Raw genomic sequence first — 18,377 nt, forward strand, 5'->3', positions numbered from 1 at the left:
TATATAATATAAACAAAGACTTCTATTTTTTGTATTTAGTGATTAACTGAATATCGACAATATTTGTAGAAGTTTAAAGATTATTGTAAGGAGAAAACTCATGCTGATCAACGATGTATTAAAACGCTATAAAGACGGCGATCGAGATTTTCGAGAAATAAATCTCAGTAAAAGTAATTTAAGTGGAATGAAATTAAGTTATTCAAATTTATCTCGATCGAAATTAGTAGAAGCTCATTTAGCATGGTCAGATTTAGAGCGTTGTTTTCTCCTCGAAACCGATTTAAGAGGAGCTTTTTTATACGGAGCAAATTTAAGTTTTGTAAAGTTAAAAGAAGCATTGTTAATTGAAGCTGATTTAACCAAAGCCGATTTACATGGCGCTCAGTTACACAAAGTTGATTTACAAGGAGCTACACTGAGTGGTGCAGTTTTAACATGGGTAAATCTCTACATGGCAAATTTACCAAAAGTTAATCTTTGTGGTGCAAACTTAGACGGTATCAACTTAAGAGGTGCTAATTTACAAGGGGCAAATTTAAACTGGACAAATTTAAACCATGCTCGATTAAGCGGTGCTAATTTAAAAGGTGCTAGTTTATACGGAATAAAACTAAAAGGTGCATTTCTCAACGGTTTAGACTTGCACGGATTAAACTTCAGTGCCATGGACTTAACAGAAGCCAAAATGAGTGGTGCTAAACTTTATGACACTAATTTTGCAGGAAGTAATTTAGATCATGCGGTTTTGCGTCGCAGTGTTTTAGATAAAGCAAACTTAAACAACGTCAAACTCCATCAAGGGCAAATGCGAGGAGCTCATATTGTCAAAGCCAACTTAATGAAAAGCGACTTAACTGAAACAGATTTAAGGGCGGCAGATTTAAGTTTTGCAAATCTTAATATGGCAAACTTGACAGGAGCAGATTTAACAGGAGCTAACTTGCAAGGGGCTTATTTATGGGGTGCGAACTTACAAGGGGCTATTTTAAAAAATGCGAATCTTACGGGAGCAAGTTTACGAGATGCTGATTTATCAGGAGTAGATTTATCGGAAGTTATTTTAGAAGGTGCGACAATGCCCGACGGAAAAATACAAATTTAAAAATTGTTTTGTCCTATTAATCAAGGGGATATAAATGGTTCATTCAACATCATAAAAAAAGTAATTCCTGATGTGTTTAACTAAGGAATAAAAAGTTTGTCGTTTAACTCTGTAATGCTTGATCGATCCATAAAGATAAAAAAGAAACTATCAAACTTTCCCGACTAGATTAAAATAGAATAAATAATTCGTAAACCAAGCAATCAACACCAAAAATTGGATAAAAAAAGCCCATGGAACAGATTAAGTTAACATCAGTCATTATGTCAGTTTTAGCAACCTTGAGTATCATACCCCTTGCTCAAAAACCAGTCATGGCACAAGCTCAAGTCTCAGGTGCTTCCGTTCACTTCATCCCCGATCCTATTTCTGGCGATTATTTTATCCAAACTATTTCTGGTAGTGTATCTATCCCCACAGGTTCTTTTAATGGTCTTTCTGTACAACCTATACGAGCTGATTTATTGCCATTCCCTACACCTCCGAGTACCATTGCTCCTGGTCCATCCAATTCAAATATAAACGGAGAACCTACTTTTGTTTTATTACTTAATCCAGGAGGAATTAATCCTGTTAGCCCGACTCCCATTACCCTTAATCAACAGGCTGCCGAACTGTTAAGTAATGCTAGTAATATTTCCGAGATAGTCTCTATCATTAGAGCTAATTCTAATTTCCTCCGTAATCCCAGTACCCAACAAGCTGTGGCTACAGGCTCCACCATGTTATTAAGCCCTGATGGATTAATTCAAACTGCTAGTGCAGAAATTTCTTTACCGATGGGACTTTTATTTCTCGGTTTTAATGATAATGAAAATACTGGAGGTTGTGATAGCGTTTCAGGTTGTCTGATGGTAAAACCTTTTGTTGATAATTTCACTGATCCTAACACCTTCATTGAAAGAATTATGATACAAGAATTAAGAATCGATCCAGGTCCTGTGGGTTTAGCAAATGAACCCTTTGATCTTGCCACTACCGCCGCTTCCGTTTTGAATGGACAAACGAATTTATCTAATATAGTCTCCATTATTCGAGCCGTAAGTGATGCGAATGGGGTAGCTTCTCCTCAACTTCAAGCCAGAGCGATGGGCGCTATTACCGTTCAAAATACTGATGGTACGACTATCTCGGTCAGTGGAGAAATCGCTCTTCCTGCCGGTTTATATTTTGCAACGGCTGATCCCAATGAACCGAATGTGATTTTACCCTTCAATTGTGTACAGGCAGGGGGATTAGGTTGTATGAGTATTATTCCTGAATATGCACTTTTGGATGTAGGAGGAGAAGATTTTGTAAATGTCACGTTGTTAACTATTAATCCGGGAGAGGTAAAACCGGGAGATCCAACTTTACCCTTAACAGGATTTATTCCAGAAAAAGATTTGAACGCTACCGCCGCTTTTAAAATTTATGAAAATGCTGGAGATATAACTCAATTATCTGATTTAGTGTCGATTATTCGTGCTGGTGCTGGTGCTAATGGTTTAACCCCTGCTAATCGCCCCACTGCTAGGGCTTCAGGAAGTGCCACGATCGTACTCCCGAACGGTGCTACTCAGTCGGTGAATGCAGAAATGAGTTTATCTAATAGCCTTTATTTTGAAGGTAGTTCCACAGCCGATCCTTTCGGGGTGGGGTATTGTAACTCTTCTGCCTGTTTAGTCATCGACCCTAGTATTAATATTGATACCAATGATGTTAACCAGAGTAGGATCGATGAACTTGTGATCGATCCGGGGCAAGTTAGTGCCGAACCGGGTTGGAATTTCGATGCGGCGGCAGGTTATGCTTTAAGTGTCGCAGTTACTTTATCAGAACAGGTTTCGATTATTCGTGCAGGAGGGGGACTTGAATAGCACAGATATATTGCGTCATTGCTCGACTATAATTAATATTAGAGACAAAAAACACTGAACATAAAAGGAGGCAATATCATGGCTTTAATAAGAGGTACAATCAGAAATGATATTTTGCAAGGCACAAGATTTTCAGACCAGATTTTTGGACTCCGAGGTGATGATATTATTTATGCAGGGGGCGGTAATAATGTCATTTATGGAGATGATAGAGTAGAAACCGCTCTGGATGGCAATGATACTATTTATGGTGGTACTGGCAATGATACCATCTATGGTGGTGGTGGTGATGATTTAATCTATGGTGGCAGTGGCAATAACTATCTCCATGGCGGTAGTGGCAATGATACGATCGTGGGTGGTTCAGGTTTTGATATGCTTTTGGGGAAAAGTGGTAGTAATACCTTAACAGGAGGAGGAGGGGTTGACTGGTTTGTTTTTGATAACAGTCATGACTCTTTAAATACCATTACAGATTTTACTAATGGATTAGATAAAATAGTCTTAGACTCCAGTATTATCAATAATAGTATTAATTTAACTAATCCGAGTAACTCGACTCATCCCTTAGCCAGAGCAACTTTTGGTACAGCAACTCAATTTCGTCAATTAGACGCTAATGATTTTCTTTGGTTGCCCAGAAATGGTGAAGCCAATGATGTCACTCTTTTTGCAGGTGTCACAGAAGAAATAGTGATTGTCTATAACAATGGAGTTGGCACTAATCCCGATTCCCCAAATCCTTTAGAGCAACCGCCGATAATTTATTATAATGACGGTACTCAATATCAACAATTAGCCATGTTGACTAATGGTGTATTACCCAGAGCGCAAGATTTTATTCTTACTGTTTAACTGTAATTGCAAGGCATATCAACAATTTCATTACAGTTATTGAGAATATTATCCCCCCCTTAAATAAAGGGGGCTTTCTTTAATTGACTATTTTTTGGGCTAGTTCTATGTCAAAATAGGATTTATCATAACTATTACCCTTAATTACCTCAAAGGGTAAATCTGGCTCTCCTAAATGATTTAATACTAATACGGCTCGATCGAAATCTTGATTTTTACTATAATCATTGATGGTGATAACAGTCTTTAAACCTGCTTCATAACTGGCAGTGAGTCCTTGATTTGTGTCTTCTATAACTAAACATTCCTTACTAGAAAAACCAAGTTTTTTTAACGCTAATAAATAAATATCGGGGGCTGGTTTTTTCTTTTCTACCATATCTCCTGCGCAAATAACTTCAAACCATGAAGCCATTTCTTCCCCTAAACTGGTGTCTAATAATACCCTCACATTTTCTACGGATGCAGTGGATGCGATCGCCAATTTGATCCCTTGTTGACGAGCAGATGTAATTAATCTTTTTATCCCAATCCTTAAAGGAATAGCGTCACTAGCCAACAATTCAGCGTAATAGCGACTCTTTTCACTATGTAAATGACGAATAAAGTTGTCTAAAGGTTGTTTTTGAGGTAAATCGGCTTTATAGTGGGTTATATAGTGTTTTAGGCGTTCTTTTCCGCCACCAATTTCTAATAACTTACCGTAGGTTTCTACATCCCATCGCCAAGGCAACCCTGCGGATTCAAAGGCAAGGTTAAAGGCGACTCGGTGTCCGTCTCTTTCGGTTTGCGCGATCGTACCGTCCACATCAAATATTAGGGCTTTTAAAGTCATTTAGAATGAGTAATGAGTAATGAGTAATGAGTAATGTAGGGGCTTAATATATTAAGCCCAACCCCACCAAAAAACTATAATTATGTCTTCCCTCTCTCTCTTCTACCTGTCCACCTGTCCACCACTCTCTATGATTCTTTCTTGAAATTTAATTTCTCCGTTGTCATAGGTGAGGGTTTGTTCAAAAAAGTCGGCAATATTATTATTTTCATCTGCTACTAAAACCTTGGCTTTATGACCGTTTATCATAATATCATTTCGATCGAGTTGTTCATAGGCATAGATAATCAGAATATCACCAGTTTTGCACAATAAAGCCGCTCCACCATTAGGACAAATTTCTTTACTCCCCCTAACCCCCGGTATAACATAGGTTGACCATCTTTGCGCATTGTTTAAGTTGACTATATCCACTTCTTCTAAGGGCAAAATCCCCACTTTTTCCATTAAGTCGGGATCGATCGAAATACTACCAATATAGTCAACATTCGCCGAAGTGACTTTAACTCGATGTAATTTACCGTGCATTAAGCGGACAATTTTCATTTAACACTCAAATAATAAAATAACGTAGGGTGGGCATTGCCCACATTGTAACAATCAAAAATACAATCTTTTAATATTGCTCGATCGATTTTACAATATCACCTTAAATGAATCATTTAATTAATCAAAAAAATATAAATTTTTAACTAATAATTTGTGAGATAAATAAAGTTGATAAATCTGTAATAGGTGCTGGAATCATCGCCCCTCTTGAATCTAATAACTGTACTAAAATCAAATAAACAACCCCCAATAAAACTGAAATAATACCAGTAATCACCGCAACTAATTTTTTTCTTTCCATAAATTTTTCTCGATAATTAACTATTATAAACATAATTTATAGCTTCTCCTTTATCTAAAACCGAAATTTTTGTTAGTCGCTTTAGCAGACTTTTGCTATTAACCTTGTCAATTTATTACAAGGCGGTTTATTGATTACAACAATTACCCCGCAAAGAAATAAATTTCATTGCTCATAGCTAAACTCTACTAAAGTGAGTTAATTTTTACCAAAAAAATTAGGGTTTTTAATAATAATAGATATAAGCGTTATTATTTATAGCTTAAATACTGGTTAATTCCTTCTCTTTAACCGCTAAAATTTCATCAATTTTGGCAGTAAATTTATCGGTAATTTTTTGGATTTGATCTTGTAAATCTCTTGCCTCATCTTCCGATATTTCGCTGTTTTTCTCCTGTTTGCGCACTTTATCGATCGCATCTCGGCGCACATTGCGAATAGCGACTTTTCCTTCTTCTGCATACTTACCTGCAAGTTTAACAAATTCTTGACGGCGCTCAGTAGTTAAAGGAGGAATATTCAAACGAATTACTTGCCCATCATTATTAGGGGTTAATCCTAAATCAGACATAGAAATTGCCTTTTGTAATTGATTCATACTGCCTTTGTCAAAGGGTTGAACCAATATAGTGGTAGAATCGGGGGTGCTAATATTAGCTAAGGCTTTTAAGGGAGTTTCTGCTCCATAATATTCCACCATAACTTTATCTAATAAACTAGCATTCGCTCTCCCCGTACGAATAGTATTAAAATCTTGTTGTGTTTTTTCAACACTTTTTTGCATATAGCCTTGAATTTCGTCAGTTAACTTCACAAAAACCTCCTACAATAGTTCCTACTTTTTCTCCTTTGACGGCACGAATAATATTACCACGATCGAAAAGGTTAAATACAACAATGGGGATATTATTTTCTTTACACAAAGCGATGGCAGTACCATCCATAACCCGTAAATCTTCCGTTAAAACATGATTATAATTTAAAGTTTCATAACGTTTAGCATTAGGGTTTTTCATGGGATCACAATCGTAAACACCATCAACTTTAGTCGCTTTAAAAATAACTTGGGCATCAATTTCCGCCGCGCGTAAAGCCGCCGTGGTATCCGTAGTAAAAAATGGATTACCAGAACCAGCCCCAAATATTACCACTCTCCCCAATTCCAGATGACGTATTGCTTTACGACGAATATAGGGTTCGGCTACTTCCTGCATGGCGATGGCAGTTTGTACTCTAGTGGGAATATTTCTTCTTTCTAAGGCATCCTGCAAAGTCATGGCATTCATAACCGTTGCGATCATACCGACATAATCAGCCGTAGCACGATCCATACCATCGGCGGAAGCCTTAACTCCTCGAAAGATGTTACCACCGCCCACCACGATAGCTAGTTGAACGTTCAGTTTTACTACTTCAGCAATATCCTCGGCAATATCGGCAACTACTTTGGGATCGATGCCATAGCCTAAATCTCCCATTAATGCTTCACCGCTTAATTTCAGTAAAACCCTTTGGTAAGTCATTGTTTTGTTGCCTTCTCTGTCATGATTAATTTTCTTCAGTTAACATACCAGAACTCTTAACAATTGGCAATCAGTAATGCTGATTTGCTCTAATGATGTGTTAATGTTCACAATTTCCTTTGAAGATAGATGATAATTTTTGGCTCTTCTACAGTAGTTATGATATTTAAGAGAATCATTGTAAGAAACTATATCTAATGGTGGTTAAGCAAGTATAATGAGAGTCTGTGATCAAAAAAAATTTAGATAAACCTTTCATGAGTGTAAATTGGGAAACCGTTGGAGAATATGAAGACATTTTATATTTTAAGTACGATGGCATCGCCAAAATAGTCATCAATCGTCCCCATAAACGTAATGCCTTTCGACCTCAAACTGTATTTGAACTTTACTCTGCTTTCTGTGATGCAAGGGAAGATCAAAGTATCGGAGTGATTTTGCTTACAGGTGCTGGTCCTCATACGGACGGAAAATATGCTTTTTGTTCGGGAGGGGATCAAAGTGTACGGGGAAAAGCAGGATATATTGGTAATGATGGTGTACCCCGTTTAAATGTTTTGGATTTACAACGACTCATTCGCACTATACCTAAAGTTGTTATTGCTTTAGTGGCAGGATATGCCATCGGTGGTGGTCATGTCTTACACTTAATTTGTGATCTTTCGATCGCCGCCGATAATGCAATTTTTGGACAAACAGGTCCAAAAGTCGGTAGTTTTGACGGTGGTTTTGGAGCGAGTTATTTAGCTCGAATTGTGGGGCAAAAAAAGGCTAGGGAAATTTGGTTTTTGTGTCGTCAATATAACGCTCAAGAAGCCTTAGATATGGGCTTGGTTAATACGGTAGTTTCGATCGAACAGTTAGAAGATGAAGGTATCAAATGGGCGCAGGAAATCCTCGAAAAAAGTCCTACGGCTATCCGTTGCCTAAAGTCTGCTTTCAATGCTGATTGTGATGGTCAAGCAGGATTGCAAGAATTGGCAGGAAATGCTACCTTATTATATTATCTCACGGAAGAAGGTACAGAAGGGAAACAGGCTTTTTTGGAAAAACGATCGCCCAATTTCCGTCAATATCCTTGGCTACCCTAATTTTTTGGACAGGAAGACAGAAAGACAGGTGGATAAGTTATTAATTTGAAGTGAACAATAACAAAAAAACAAAATAAAAAAATGGAAACGGATAAATTGGATTTAGTTTTGGGAATACTGGCTTTAGCTATTATATTGGGCGGTTTATTTATGTTATTTAGCGGAGTTAAGAAAATGAACGATTAAATCAATAATCGATAAACCGAAAAAACAGCCACCATATAATAACTAAAATTAATATATAATTTTTGATCTAGTAAGTTTTTTTATATTATTTAACAGATTGGGAAACAACAACTTCAGACAATACTTGGCTTTCGTGGTGTGCCATAGCAACCGCTTCTACTTCTAAATTAGTTTTAGGGGTAGCACATCCCAAAGAAAAAGATTTTTCTAGTAAAACAATTTCGGGAAGGGTTTGCCATTCTGTCTCAAATGCAGGAGTTGCAAAATTACAAGATTTCCATTCTGCTTGAACTAATACTCCTAATTGGGAACACATTCCCCCTCGTCGCCCTTCAGGGTTATAAAATCTACAATGACGACAAGCTGAATTACAACAATTATCGGGTTTCATTTTCTTACTATAAAATTTATCTAACAGTTTTTTATCTTTTTCTATTATTAACCATCGGGGATCAAGGCTTTTTAGCCTAAAACCCTTGACTATTAAGGAAAACAGCCTTTTTTTTATAGTTTTAAATTTTATATTGTCTTAACTATTGCTTAACAGAACTAAACATTTAATTGAATTTAGAAAAAATTAAACTAAGTTTTTTAAAATTGTCCGAAAAATGTATAGAAATATACAATGGGGATCAACAAAAACCTATCTTAAAAGATATTCAAAATGGAATTATGTTGTTGATTAATTCTTAGCAAAAAAAAATTTTCGTTTCCCTCTCTGATTTAAGTTATATTAAAAAATAAATCAATTAAAATTACTAAGATATAGTTATATATTTAACGATTCTTTACAAATGTTAAATCTTCTTAAACCTTTATACCCTGCCTTTTTTGCTTCCCTGAAAGCCAATCCAGAGTTAGCCCATAAGCAATCATTAAATTTGTTACAACAGTTAACTTTTCAAAGAGATAATATTATCGGAAAATGGACGATTCAAGAAATAGAAAAATCTTTCTGTTATACTCATCCTTCTTTATCTCAATCCCTCTGGAATTTAAACTTTTCTCATCCTTTAGGTTTAGCCCCCGGTTTTGATAAAAACGCTCAAGCCCCCGGAATTTGGTCAAGTTTTGGCTTCAGTTTTGCGGAATTAGGGGCTGTGACTCTTTATCCTCAAGAGGGTAATCCTTCTCCTCGTATGTTTCGTTTACCTGCGGATAAGGCTATCCTTAATCGTATGGGAGCTAATAATGACGGTGCTAATACGATCGCACTTAGGTTAAAACAGGCATGGGAAAAGCATCCTCGCTCTATTCCTATTGGGATTAATTTATGTAAATCTAAAGTTACTAATTTAGAACAAGCTACAGAAGATTATGTGGGTAGTTTTAAATTATTGCGTCCTTATGCTGATTATTTTGTGGTGAATGTTAGCTCTCCTAATACTCCGGGGCTTCGATCGCTTCAGGGGGGAGAGCAATTAGAGTTAATCCTAGAGGGTTTACAGGCACAAAATAACGGGGAAAAACCGATTTTTGTCAAAATTGCCCCTGATTTGGCATGGGATGATATAAGGTCAATTCTAAAGGTATCTATGCAATATAATTTATCGGGTATAGTTGCTACGAATACCACTATTAAACGGGATGGTTTAAAAACTCAGATTTTACCTGCTACGGGCAAACCCATTACGGAGGAGGCTGGAGGTATCAGTGGAAAACCTTTAAGGGTTCGATCGACGGAGGTAATTCGGTTTATATATAGAGAGACTGGAGGAAAATTGCCCATTATTGGAGTGGGAGGTATTTGCGATACAGAATCCGCATGGGAAAAAATCACGGCGGGGGCGAGTTTATTACAATTTTATAGTGGTTGGATTTATGAAGGTCCTTGGGTGGTGAAAGAAATTTTGGAAGGTTTAACTCACAAATTAGCTGAGAATGGATTGAGTCATTTATCCCAAGCCGTTGGTATGGATGAAAAAACTACTTCTTCATAAATAGGGTTTGCTGAATAAATCAGAAGTCTATTAAAATCAAGGATTTAGACAAACTACATTACTAAAAAAGTGTGCAGTTTTAGCAATTTTTACTCAAAAAATGAGCATTTTTTACGGAATTTTATTTAAAACAACTTTGTAATTATATGTTGATACAAAGCCTCAAAACCTTGATTTTTGTCATTTATTCACTCTTCCCTTTTCCCTCTTCCCTCTTCCCTATCTTCATCAAAAGACTTTTTCAGCAACCCCTAATTATTTATGATCCCCAAAAGGAGGTAATTGTCAAATGGCTGAATTAGATTTTTATCGAGAAATAGTCGAAAAATTACTTCAAGAATTTCATGATTATAGTAATTCTGGTAAAAATAATAGTGTAGAATCAGAGTTAATTTTAGATAGACAAAGAGATCATTATCTTTGGTTGGAGGTTGGTTGGCAAAATAATAAATACGTTTATGCCCCTTTTATTCATATTGATATTAAGGATGGTAAAATCTGGTTACAGCGTAATTTTACCGATGTTGATTTAGGCGAAAAATTAATTGCTATGGGTATTAAAAAAGAAGATATTATTTTAGGTTTACATTCCCCTTTTATGCGTCAGTTTTCTGGTTATGGAGTGGCTTAAAATCAAATAGAATCCGATCTTAATTATGATTTTACCACTGTGGAACAGGCATCTTGCCTGTTATTAAGCAAAGTTAGGTTTAAATAGTAAATAAAATCCGATGAGAAAGCCTAAAATATTCGGTATCCATGCCGCCATGAAGGGAGAAAGTACACCAATTAAGCCTAGACTACCGATCATAAAACCAATAAAATAATAACCAAATACGATCGAAACACATAATCCAAAACCCATTGCCTTACTCGCACTATTCGGACGACTCCCCAAAGAACTTCCCACTAAGGCAAAAATAATACACACAAAAGGAAAAGAGATTTTTTGAGCAGTGCGTACTTGAAACATTAACACCGTTTTTTCATCCCCTAATAGGCGTAATAACTTAATATATTCTTGAGATTGTACAATATTCATCTCATAAGGATCTCTACTTTTTGAGGCTAATTCTAAAGGAGTTTTTGATAAAGGAATTTGAGTTTCTGTGAAAAAATATTCTTCTCCTCTTAACGGTTGTTCTTTAATATTATAAATTACTCCATTGAATAAATCCCACACTTGAGACTTATTATTCCATTGTCCTCTTTCCGAGACTATAACTTTATTTAATTGCTTTTTTTCGGTGTCTAAAATCGTTACAGACTTCATAGTTTCGCCATCAAAGGCTTCTGCATAAAACAGGGTTTTTAGTTCTTTTATTTCTTTTCCATTGTCTTGTTTAACGTTGATATATTCAGGATAAAAAATATCTTGTCTTAATAAAAATCTCCTTTGTTCGTTAAGTTGATCTACTAAAATTGTGGTAACTTTATAGTTAGAATTTGGAACGATTAGCTCATTAAAAATAAAAGTTAAACCCGTAATAAATACACTAAATATTAAAGCTGGTAGAATTAAACGAAAAAGACTAATTCCCGTACTTCTAAGGGCAATTAATTCATTATCACTACTCAAACGACTATAGGTAATTAAAGTGCTTAATAAAAGCGATATAGGTAAGGCATAGGCGATATATTCGGGAATTTTTAGAAAAAATATTTCAATGGCAGAAATTACTGATAAGTTAGAATTAACTATTTTGTAACTTAAATCTGACAAAGTTGCCACTGCAACCCCCAAAGCAGAAAAAAGCGCTACCCCAAAACCAAAGGGTATTAATAATTCTCTTATCAAATAAAAATCCATGATTGAGAGTTTAAAAAGGCGCATTCAACTTACAATGATACATTAAACAAAGACTAATCCTGATTATAGTTGATAGTGGATTAGAGAGGGAAAAGAGTAAGGAGTAAGGAGTAAGGAGTAAGGAGTAGGCAGTAAGGAGTAAGGAGTAAGGAGTAAGGAGTAAGGAGTAAGGAGTAAGGAGTAAGGAGTAAGGAGTAAGGAGTAAGGAGTAAGGAGTAAGGAGTAAGGAGTAAGGAGTAAGGAGTAAGGAGTAAGGAGTAAGGAGTAAGGATTAAGGATTAAGGATTAAGGAGTAAGGAGTAAGAATAATTTTTGTTAGATAATTAAGAATAATAAGAATCAATAACAAAATGTATTTTTCAATAAGATTACTGATAAACTAAAAATTTTAGGGTAATCTATTAATCAAAGCTATGGCTAAAAATAGGGAACAAAATTTAGATAAATTTCAATTATCATTGTATTTAATGCCTATATTTGGACCTATTTGGGCATTAATTAATTTAAAACTTTTTGCTTATAATCTTAATTCAGAACAGAAGAAAACTGGTAAAATCTCTGTAAATTTAGGCTTGGCATGGTTAATAAGTTATAGTACTTTATGGTTAGGTGGAAGTCTTACTTCTGATATTCTATCCATTCGATTACTTTATTTTAATGGCATTCTGACCACTACTTATTTTTTGATTTGTTTAATTTTAATTACTCGACTTTGGAGTAAAAAATAAAAATCAACGTTTCTAATTATTTAGTTATCATTAGTTAATATTTATGATTTGGCATTATAAAACACCCGGTATTCCCGATGAACTTTTTGAACGATTAGATGGTATTCCTTTAACAAAAAAAGAAGTTAGATTATTAATTTTATCGGCATTAAAGTTAGAAGAAAAATCTGTTATTTGGGATATAGGTGCTGGAACTGGTACGATTTCGATCGAAATAGCTTTATTATGTCCTCAAACAAAAGTGATAGCTATAGAAAGAGACCCCGATGTGGCAAACTTAATTAGAAAAAATTGTAAGGTTTTTCAAGTAACAAATGTGGAAGTAATTGAAGGAAATGCTCCCGATTGTTTTGCCGATTTAACCCCTAAACCCGATCGAGTTTATATTGGCGGTGGCAAATCCGTCAAGAATATTTTATTAAAAGTATGGGATTATTTACCCCCCCAAGGCAAAGTAGTCGCTATGGCAAATAATTTAGAAAATTTGTATCAAATTTCCGAAGGGTTTGCACAATTACGGGCTTGTAATATTGAAGTCGTACAATCTTCCATTAACCGTCTAGAAACGAGAGGATTAAGCCAAGTTTTTGCCGCTATTGCACCTGTTTTCATTTTAAGTGGCGAAAAAATCAGTTAACAATTTTATCCCCAAAGAAAGTTAGGTTATACCCCTGAGAGGCATTGAAAAAAAATAGGTTATGTTTGACCATAAAATAAGCACTAAATGGAATTAGTTTGTTCATTGAAAACTGCTGTGCGACGATCGAAAATTTTGGGAGAAAATTTAGAGATGATATATGAAACACTGACTAAAGGAGTAAAAAAGATGGATGGTGTTAGGCAAAAAGCAACAGGCAAAAGGCAACAAACATTTTTAACCAACTCAAATTATTATTGGATTAGGTATAGTATTAGTTTATTGGTTATGTTGATACTGCCAATAGATAAGGTATTCGCCCATGGTACTGTAATTAATTATCATACGAAGGAATCGATCGAAATTGAGGCTAAATTTGATAATGGCACACCGATGAAAAACGCTCAAGTCGTCATCTATTCTCCCGATAACCCGACAGAGGCTTGGTTAACTGCCTCTACCAATGAGAAAGGAAAATTTATGTTTTCCCCTGATGTTTCTCAAGAAGGTAATTGGACTGTTAAAGTGAGAACCGCAGGACATGGTAATGTTATTAATATCCCCATCGAATCTCCTGTTACCCAGACGGATAATCCACAATCTCAGGAAATCATAACATCTCGATCGACCTCGACACCTTCTATTAATGCTTCCTTGACAATGGCACAAAAATTGATGATGGCAACTACTGGAGTATGGGGTTTTGTAGGTACAGCTTTATTCTTTTCTCGCAAAAAGATGGAAAAAAATGAACAATAATCCCTATTTTCCTAGCTTCATCACAAGATTATTTAACCTTGATATACTCTACCTTTCCATTGTCCACCTTTACCCTTAAGGTGTCTTAATGCAGAATCGATCGTCATCAAATTATATAATAAAGCGATAAAAGGTAATAAAAAACTATAGAAAAAAGGTAATTGATAAAGTTTGATCGTAGGGTAATAAGTCAACGTCATCAACAACAGAATTACTATTGCCAAGATGATTAATCCTAGATTCAGAGTAATTAATCCCCAGCATAGGGCTACAGGAGCGATAAGATAAGTAATGATCATACCGATAACAGTTCCTATTAACAACCAAAGAGAATAATTTAATTGTGTAAAAGCTGTGCGCGCCACCATATTCCAAATAGGACTTAGACGATCGTAAGTGCGTAAACTAATGGTATCCTGAGTTAAGCCTAACCAAATACCATGATTTGGAGGTAAAGTTTCTTTAACTAATCGTGCGAGAGTGCAATCATCAATCAAAGCCTCCTTTAATGCTTCAATACCACCAATACGATTTAAAGCAGACTCCCGAATCAAAATACAACCTCCGGCGGCGGCGGCAATTTTTTGCTGAGAATTGTTAACAAGAGGGAAAGGATATAATTTTTGAAAGAAAAAAATAAAGGCTGGAATTAGGAGTTTTTCCCAAAAATTTTCACAACGTAATTTTACCATTAAAGACACTAAATCTAGGTTATTTTTTTGAGCTTTTGCCATTAAGTTACTGATATTATTTTCCGAATGTTTAATATCGGCATCAGTAAATAAAAAATAATCAGTTTTAAAATACTCTTTTGCCCAGGCAATTCCTTGAGACATTGCCCACAATTTACCACTCCAACCAGAGGGTAATGGTTTACCCTTTATAATTGTTAGTTGTTTTTTTGCATTACTATTAATAGCTACTTTTTCTGCTATTTCTACAGTGTTATCTTCACTTTGATCATCCACTAATATTATATGTAAAGTGCCTTGATAATCTTGTGTTAAAAGAGAATTGAGACAAGAGGAGATACTTTCTGCTTCATTTCGTGCAGGAATAATCACTGTAATATTAGGAAAAGAATCTAAAGATAAAGGCTCTAAATATTGATTACATAACCAAAAATTACCCCTTCCTAATACTAAATAAATCCAAATAATTAAGGAGAAAATTACTATAATTAACATTCTTTTTCTGAGCAAAATTTTCTCTATTTTATACCCTATTCTCTGCCTTATCAAGAATGATAATGAGAAATAATACTACTTTGCCTTTTGCCTCTTGCCTTTCCTAATTCTTCATTTTTAATTTTTAAAACTTCGATCGATCTCTAATCTATAAGGTAAACTAAACATGAATAAATTTTTTCTTGATTGAATTTATGAACAAACCATTGTCGAAGTTAATAGGAAGTTCGATCGGACTTCTATTTTTGATGTTAACGCCTTTGCGTAGTGTCGCTCAAAATGCCCCAAAAGAGATTAATTTAGTAACAGGTAATGAAGTAGGAGAATACTATGCTATTGGTAGAGACATCGAAAAATTAGGCGAAAAACATAATTTAGATATAGATGTAATACCAACGAGAGGAGCATTACAAAATATACACGATGTTTTTAATTATGACAGTGTCGAATTAGGTATAGTTCAAGGAGATGTATTAGGCTTTTTAAATACTTTTGCTAACTATGATGGACAAATTAGAGTCAAAGCAGAAAGTATCAGAAACGTGTTACCCCTTTTTAAAGAGCAAATTCACGTCATTGCCACTAAAGAGATTAAATCCATAGAGGATTTAGAGGGAAAAAGAATTTCTATCGGTGATGAAGGCAGTGGTACAAGTATGACGGCTTCCACTTTATTATATCAACTGGGAATCAAGCCCCAAGAATTACTTACTTATGATATAAAAAGAAGTATTCACGAGTTGCGCAATGGCAATATTGATGCTTTCTTTTATGTAGTAGGTACACCAGCAAAAGTATTGCAAGAGCAAGTGTTACCCGAAGACAATTTTCACCTTTTACCCGTCACTTTAAATATAAGTGCAGAAGATGAATTTTACTCTATGCTTTATACTCCCGTGACTTTACCTGCAAATACTTATCCTTGGCAAACCGAAGCAGTAGAAACTTTAGCCATTCAATCTTTCTTGTTTACTGTAGAAACTGATGATTGTACTAAAGTAAGTCTAGTTGCGTCTTTAATTCAAAATAATTTAGGATGGTTACAGGAAAACGGAAATCCTATCTGGAAGCAAATTGATTTAAAACCATTACATAACAAACAATTAACCAGAATGTCTCAATGTGTTAAACCTTAGTTAAGAGAATTAATCATGAAAAATTTACATACATTAGCTTTAATTAGTGCCATTAGTGTTGGTTTTTTTGCTCAAGCCAATCCTGCTGCTGCTCAAAATAGAATTGTTTGCGAATCCTTTCGAGGTCGTTATAATTTCTGTAATGTGGATACTAGAGGCGGTGTCAGATTTGTGCGTCAACTTAGTAACGCTTCCTGTCGTCAAGGAAGTACATGGGGCTACGATCGAAATGGAATCTGGGTTGATCAAGGTTGTAGTGCCGAATTTGCCGTGAGAGACACAGGTTGGAATAATAACAATAACAATTGGAATAACAACAATAATAATACGGGGGGAAATGATACTGCGGCTATTATTGGCGGTGTGTTAGCCGTGGGTGCCATTGCGGCAGCGATTGCTTCTGGTTCTGGTAATTCCTCCTCTGATGGTACAATAACTTGTGGCTCGGAAAGAGGTAATTATACTCGTTGCCCTGTGGATATTCGCCGTAATGATAGAGTTGTGTTACGCCGTCAACTCAGTAACGCTGGATGCTGGGAAGGAAATACATGGGGTTACGATCGAAACGGTATTTGGGTTGATCAAGGTTGTCGAGGACAATTTGAAGTCAGATAGTAATAAGAGAATGAAGAATGGAGAATGTAGAATTAAGAATGGAGAATTGAAAATGGGATTGGTTTATTTATCTAAAAACAAAGTTTTAGGTTGTTTTTTTTCAGCTTTAATAGCAGATAATTTAATCAATAAAAGTGACTATCTGTTAGAGCAATTACCAATATTTTTAAACAATATAAATAAGTTTAATAATCTCACTAATTTTGAGGAAAATATAAGTTTTATTTCACTTTTTCCTTTGATTGTCTATAGTTATCAAAATGCTGAAACTAAAGAGATAATTGAGCAATGGCAAAATCAACAACCAACTCTCGAAATTTTAGTTATTATAGTTAACCTTATTTTGAGTAAAAAATTAAATTTGAATGAGCCAATTAAGCAAATAATTAATCACCTAAACACTCAAGATTCATCTTTAATTAATAGTTTAGATAGGCTCGATCGAACTCTCTCAAATAAAGAAACATTAACGGTAATAGAGACTATATTTAAAGATAATTTTGCTTTAGAATCAGTAGCAATTTATCAGACTCTATATCTATTTTTTAGTAATCCCTACGCCTTAGAAAACTGTTTACAAAGAAGTCTTTATTTTTCCCAAAAAATCCAAGAAACGACTATTTTAACAGGATATTTATTAGGTTTATATCACGGTTATAGCAATCTATCATCTGAATGGCTTAACACCATCAAACTCAACCCAAAAACTAAAGAAATAAAGACATTAACAGAAAAATTAGTTGCAAAATGGCAAGGAAAAATGGACAATAAATAAAGAAAATAAAGCAATCCTTATACTGTCATTGCGAGGTAACGAAGCAATCTCACATAATTTCTAACACCAAAATATTAAAATTTGAATAATTATAACCTATGACAAAAACATTATCATTAACAGACATCGATAACGAATTATCAAAAAGAGATATACAGTTAGATCCCCACGGATACTTTATTATATACTTAAACCGAGAAAAAGGATTAATTTGTGCAGATCATTACACCAACGCCATTAATGACAAGGGTTTAGCCGTTGATCCAGATACGGGAGAAGTCATCGCCTGTAAAGGCAGTAAACCTCGACAAGCAACCCAAACATTTACGGGAAGAACCGCTAAGGAAATTTGTGTTAATCTTTTGGAAAAAACCGAGCCTATACCCTTGAGTATGTTCGATCATGCCTGTTATTTAGGGAGAGAATTTGTCCGTGCAGAGTATGCGTTAAAAACAGGAGAAGATTATATTCAAGATTAAGTTAAGA

At 35.1% G+C, this 18,377-nt stretch carries 21 protein-coding genes; 13 read left to right on the plus strand and 8 right to left on the minus strand.

The features are described 5' to 3' along the window. Positions 1–100 precede the first annotated feature (100 nt). The 3 genes from ACN4EE_RS04455 to ACN4EE_RS04465 all read left to right on the plus strand — a co-directional run bounded on the left by ACN4EE_RS04455 (position 101) and on the right by ACN4EE_RS04465 (position 3,819). Positions 101–1,105 carry a pentapeptide repeat-containing protein gene (locus ACN4EE_RS04455; RefSeq protein WP_431705201.1) on the plus strand — a complete coding sequence of 335 codons (1,005 nt, stop codon included), beginning with the start codon at positions 101–103 and terminating at the stop codon, positions 1,103–1,105. Positions 1,106–1,338: 233 nt separating this feature from the next. Then, a complete protein-coding gene (locus ACN4EE_RS04460; RefSeq protein WP_431705202.1) occupies positions 1,339–2,964 on the plus strand; it encodes a hypothetical protein in 1,626 nt (541 codons plus the stop codon). A gap of 78 nt (positions 2,965–3,042) precedes the next feature. After that, the gene (locus ACN4EE_RS04465) at positions 3,043–3,819 is read left to right on the plus strand and encodes a calcium-binding protein (RefSeq protein WP_431705203.1); all 777 of its coding nucleotides are present in this window, start codon (positions 3,043–3,045) and stop codon (positions 3,817–3,819) included. Between the two features lie 79 nt (positions 3,820–3,898). Here ACN4EE_RS04465 and ACN4EE_RS04470 read toward each other — a convergent pair whose 3' ends face one another. The 5 genes from ACN4EE_RS04470 to pyrH form a co-directional block, all read right to left on the minus strand. Next, complete coding sequence (locus ACN4EE_RS04470; protein WP_431705204.1) at positions 3,899–4,654, minus strand: HAD-IA family hydrolase; 756 nt, start codon at positions 4,652–4,654, stop codon at positions 3,899–3,901. Between the two features lie 102 nt (positions 4,655–4,756). After that, positions 4,757–5,200 carry an aspartate 1-decarboxylase gene (gene panD, locus ACN4EE_RS04475; protein ID WP_431705205.1) on the minus strand — a complete coding sequence of 148 codons (444 nt, stop codon included), beginning with the start codon at positions 5,198–5,200 and terminating at the stop codon, positions 4,757–4,759. Between the two features lie 142 nt (positions 5,201–5,342). Then, positions 5,343–5,504 (minus strand): hypothetical protein, encoded by a 162-nt coding sequence (locus ACN4EE_RS04480; protein WP_431705206.1) that lies wholly within the window; start codon positions 5,502–5,504, stop codon positions 5,343–5,345. Between the two features lie 262 nt (positions 5,505–5,766). Further along, entirely contained in the window at positions 5,767–6,288 is a 522-nt protein-coding gene (frr, locus tag ACN4EE_RS04485) for a ribosome recycling factor (RefSeq protein WP_431705248.1), read from the minus strand. Between the two features lie 16 nt (positions 6,289–6,304). Then, positions 6,305–7,027: a UMP kinase gene (gene pyrH / locus ACN4EE_RS04490; protein ID WP_431705207.1), complete on the minus strand. Its 723-nt coding sequence runs from the start codon at positions 7,025–7,027 to the stop codon at positions 6,305–6,307. A gap of 257 nt (positions 7,028–7,284) precedes the next feature. Here pyrH and menB point away from each other — a divergent pair, with 257 nt between their 5' ends. Then, complete coding sequence (gene menB, locus ACN4EE_RS04495) at positions 7,285–8,118, plus strand: 1,4-dihydroxy-2-naphthoyl-CoA synthase (protein ID WP_431705208.1); 834 nt, start codon at positions 7,285–7,287, stop codon at positions 8,116–8,118. 271 nt (positions 8,119–8,389) lie between these two features. Here menB and ACN4EE_RS04500 read toward each other — a convergent pair whose 3' ends face one another. Further along, positions 8,390–8,695 (minus strand): hypothetical protein, encoded by a 306-nt coding sequence (locus ACN4EE_RS04500; RefSeq protein ID WP_431705209.1) that lies wholly within the window; start codon positions 8,693–8,695, stop codon positions 8,390–8,392. Positions 8,696–9,098: 403 nt separating this feature from the next. On the opposite strand from ACN4EE_RS04500, the gene ACN4EE_RS04505 reads away from it, so the two are divergent. Both ACN4EE_RS04505 and ACN4EE_RS04510 read left to right on the plus strand, forming a co-directional pair. After that, complete coding sequence (locus tag ACN4EE_RS04505; RefSeq protein ID WP_431705210.1) at positions 9,099–10,244, plus strand: quinone-dependent dihydroorotate dehydrogenase; 1,146 nt, start codon at positions 9,099–9,101, stop codon at positions 10,242–10,244. Positions 10,245–10,533: 289 nt separating this feature from the next. Beyond that, a complete protein-coding gene (locus ACN4EE_RS04510) occupies positions 10,534–10,875 on the plus strand; it encodes a XisI protein (protein WP_431705211.1) in 342 nt (113 codons plus the stop codon). 63 nt (positions 10,876–10,938) lie between these two features. On the opposite strand, the gene ACN4EE_RS04515 is transcribed toward ACN4EE_RS04510, so the two are convergent. Further along, positions 10,939–12,054, minus strand: a complete 1,116-nt coding sequence (locus ACN4EE_RS04515) for an LptF/LptG family permease (RefSeq protein ID WP_431705212.1) — start codon at positions 12,052–12,054, stop codon at positions 10,939–10,941. Between the two features lie 413 nt (positions 12,055–12,467). On the opposite strand from ACN4EE_RS04515, the gene ACN4EE_RS04520 reads away from it, so the two are divergent. From ACN4EE_RS04520 to ACN4EE_RS04530, 3 genes are all read left to right on the plus strand, one after another. Continuing rightward, on the plus strand, positions 12,468–12,782 hold the full coding sequence (locus tag ACN4EE_RS04520) for a hypothetical protein (protein WP_431705213.1): 315 nt from the start codon (positions 12,468–12,470) through the stop codon (positions 12,780–12,782). Positions 12,783–12,825: 43 nt separating this feature from the next. Continuing rightward, positions 12,826–13,419: a precorrin-6Y C5,15-methyltransferase subunit CbiT gene (gene cbiT / locus ACN4EE_RS04525; protein WP_431705214.1), complete on the plus strand. Its 594-nt coding sequence runs from the start codon at positions 12,826–12,828 to the stop codon at positions 13,417–13,419. An 87-nt stretch (positions 13,420–13,506) separates the two neighbouring features. Next, a complete protein-coding gene (locus ACN4EE_RS04530; RefSeq protein ID WP_431705215.1) occupies positions 13,507–14,178 on the plus strand; it encodes a carboxypeptidase regulatory-like domain-containing protein in 672 nt (223 codons plus the stop codon). Between the two features lie 32 nt (positions 14,179–14,210). Here the strand turns inward: ACN4EE_RS04530 and ACN4EE_RS04535 are convergent, their stop codons facing one another. Continuing rightward, a complete protein-coding gene (locus ACN4EE_RS04535; protein WP_431705216.1) occupies positions 14,211–15,365 on the minus strand; it encodes a glycosyltransferase in 1,155 nt (384 codons plus the stop codon). Positions 15,366–15,559: 194 nt separating this feature from the next. On the opposite strand from ACN4EE_RS04535, the gene ACN4EE_RS04540 reads away from it, so the two are divergent. The 4 genes from ACN4EE_RS04540 to ACN4EE_RS04555 all read left to right on the plus strand — a co-directional run bounded on the left by ACN4EE_RS04540 (position 15,560) and on the right by ACN4EE_RS04555 (position 18,370). Next, on the plus strand, positions 15,560–16,501 hold the full coding sequence (locus ACN4EE_RS04540) for a TAXI family TRAP transporter solute-binding subunit (protein ID WP_431705217.1): 942 nt from the start codon (positions 15,560–15,562) through the stop codon (positions 16,499–16,501). 15 nt (positions 16,502–16,516) lie between these two features. Further along, positions 16,517–17,116 (plus strand): DUF3011 domain-containing protein, encoded by a 600-nt coding sequence (locus ACN4EE_RS04545; protein WP_431705218.1) that lies wholly within the window; start codon positions 16,517–16,519, stop codon positions 17,114–17,116. Between the two features lie 10 nt (positions 17,117–17,126). After that, positions 17,127–17,891, plus strand: a complete 765-nt coding sequence (locus tag ACN4EE_RS04550; protein WP_431705219.1) for a hypothetical protein — start codon at positions 17,127–17,129, stop codon at positions 17,889–17,891. A gap of 98 nt (positions 17,892–17,989) precedes the next feature. Next, positions 17,990–18,370: a DUF4346 domain-containing protein gene (locus tag ACN4EE_RS04555; protein ID WP_431705220.1), complete on the plus strand. Its 381-nt coding sequence runs from the start codon at positions 17,990–17,992 to the stop codon at positions 18,368–18,370. The last annotated feature ends 7 nt before the right edge of the window (positions 18,371–18,377 follow it).

This window comes from Geminocystis sp. CENA526 (genome assembly GCF_050753365.1).
Classification (GTDB): Bacteria; Cyanobacteriota; Cyanobacteriia; order Cyanobacteriales; family Cyanobacteriaceae; genus Geminocystis.